Source organism: Promicromonospora kroppenstedtii DSM 19349 (genome assembly GCF_000515355.1).
Taxonomy (GTDB): Bacteria; Actinomycetota; Actinomycetes; order Actinomycetales; family Cellulomonadaceae; genus Promicromonospora; species Promicromonospora kroppenstedtii.
The window spans coordinates 1,187-3,173 of the sequence record NZ_KI911651.1 but is presented as its reverse complement, the minus strand read 5'-3'; the positions used below and the strand labels follow the sequence as shown (position 1 = coordinate 3,173).

3 protein-coding genes are annotated in these 1,987 nt (G+C 69.8%); 2 read left to right on the top strand and 1 reads right to left on the bottom strand.

Going from position 1 to position 1,987, the window contains the following annotated elements; translation table 11 throughout:
* The first annotated feature begins 259 nt into the window (after positions 1-259).
* Complete coding sequence (locus tag PROKR_RS10170; protein ID WP_211240093.1) at positions 260-730, top strand: nitroreductase/quinone reductase family protein; 471 nt, start codon at positions 260-262, stop codon at positions 728-730.
* A 17-nt stretch (positions 731-747) separates the two neighbouring features.
* Here PROKR_RS10170 and PROKR_RS10165 read toward each other — a convergent pair whose 3' ends face one another.
* Complete coding sequence (locus PROKR_RS10165) at positions 748-1,422, bottom strand: PAS and ANTAR domain-containing protein (protein WP_051432852.1); 675 nt, start codon at positions 1,420-1,422, stop codon at positions 748-750.
* A 168-nt stretch (positions 1,423-1,590) separates the two neighbouring features.
* Between PROKR_RS10165 and PROKR_RS34510 the strand changes: the two genes are divergently transcribed.
* Positions 1,591-1,987 (top strand): hypothetical protein (locus tag PROKR_RS34510; RefSeq protein WP_036962800.1); only part of this gene is annotated, 397 nt, incomplete at its 3' end.

Sequence of the window (1,987 nt, the reverse complement as noted above, 5' to 3'; positions counted from 1 at the left end):
GCGGGCCGCGTGAACCGCGGCGTCCGCCGCCGTGGGGGCCGCGGGGGCCGAAGCCGCGGGGGCCTCCGCCCGGACCGAAGCCCGGGTTCTGTGAGTGGTTGTCGTGTGTACGCATGATCTGTCTCCTACGTGTGGCGGCGGGGCGAGGCGGTGCGCGATCTCGCGCACTACGGCGTCTCGTACGTCCTGCCGGTCGGGAACGCGTGGCTCAACCGACGCTCCAAAGATAGATCAAAGATATATCGTTACGCAACCCCTGGTGCCTAACTGCCCCCTGACCTCGGGGAATGCCGCTCGCCTCGGCCGCGTTGCCCCGGGCATGGACTTCAACCAGCAGATCGTCGACACCTTCCGCGCCAACGGCGGTGAGGTCAACGAACCCGTGCGGTTCGGCAAGGGGCTCGTGCTCGTGCACGTGCCGCGCAAGGACGGCGGCGTCCGCATCGCCCCGCTCGCGGCGATCCAGGAGGACGGCGCCCGGTACATCGTGGCGAGCGCCGGCGGCTCGCCCAGGAACCCCGCGTGGGTCTACGGCCTGCGGCGGGCCGAGCAGGTGGACATCGAGGTTCCGGGCGACCCTGTCGAGACCGTCCGGACCAAGGTCGAGGAGCTGTCCGGAGAGGCGCGCGACACCATGTGGGAGCGGTTCAAGGGGTTCTCCGCAGGCTTCGCGGAGTACGAGAAGACCGCGGAGGGGCGTGTCTTCCCGATCTTCCGGCTGGTCGGCTGACGCTCGAGCGGCTCTGCTCAGCCGCCGTTCGGCAGGCCGACGGGTGCGGCGAGGAACGCCGTCACCTGTTCGGGCGTGGGGAACTGCGTCATCTTCGCGTCCGCGAACCACTCGACGAGGCCGGTGGCGAGCTCGCGCACGGGGATGTTGCGCTGGTTGGACGCCTCCCGCAGCCGCGCGAACGCCTCCTCGTCGCTGATGCCGAAGCTGACCATGACGACGCCCTTGGCCTGCTCGATGGACGCCCGGCTCTCCGAGGAGGCGCGGATCGCGGCCGACGCGTCGCGCTGCGCCTGCTCGCGGCTGGCGGCGGTGACGTCGATGAAGTACCCGGCGAGCTCGGTGATCGCCCCGGAGTCCGGGTCGCGCTTGGCCTGGCCGGTGACGGCGAGCATCCTGGTGCGGCCCTTGGCGTCGACGATGCGGTGCACGGTGCTGAACGGTTCACCCGTCGCCGCCGCGTTCCGGAAGACGTGGTCGACGCGCTCGCGGTCCTCGGGATGCTTGTGCGACAGCACCAGCTCCGTCGTCGGTACGACGTCGCCCGGGCCGAACCCGTGCATGGCGTAGACCTCGTCCGACCAGGCCCATCGTCCTGTGGTGAGATCGAGGCGGTAACGGCCGACCGGGGCACGGTGACCGGGGGCCAGCGCGGCCTCGACCGCGCCCGGCGAGGGCTTGATGTCGTTCACGCCTGTCCTGTTCTACGAATCCGACGCTGCACCCACTCTGCACCCTGACGGGCTGAAGAGCCAAGGTGGGCGACCTCACGGGCGGTTATCAAGGTTAGACCAGCCAAATCATGACTAATCCGCTTGGATGGGTGATATCCCCGATTCGACGTCAAGGAGAACTCCGCGATGACCCAGGCAGCACAGGTCGGCACCGTGTACCAGAACAGCCAGGAGCTTCTCGACGCCGACCTGCCGCACCTGAGCGTCGCCCTCGACGCGAGCGGGTACGCGATCCAGCGGGACAGGGACGGTAACTGGTACAGCGTGTCGTCGGTCGGTCCGTCGGACCTCGCGGGGGTCTACACGGTGATCCACCTGCCGGCCGAACCGCTGCCCGCCACCTACGGCTCGGTCGTGATCACCGACAACGGCACGCCGTTCATGCGCCGCTGGGACGCCGCGACCGACGAGCGGTTCGGCGTGGAGCACTGGATAGGGCCCGACGGCGTCACGGTGACCGACGCCCACCTGCGCCACCTCGGCATCGCGCGGGCATGGGACGCGAGCGTCCCGGGCGCCGGCT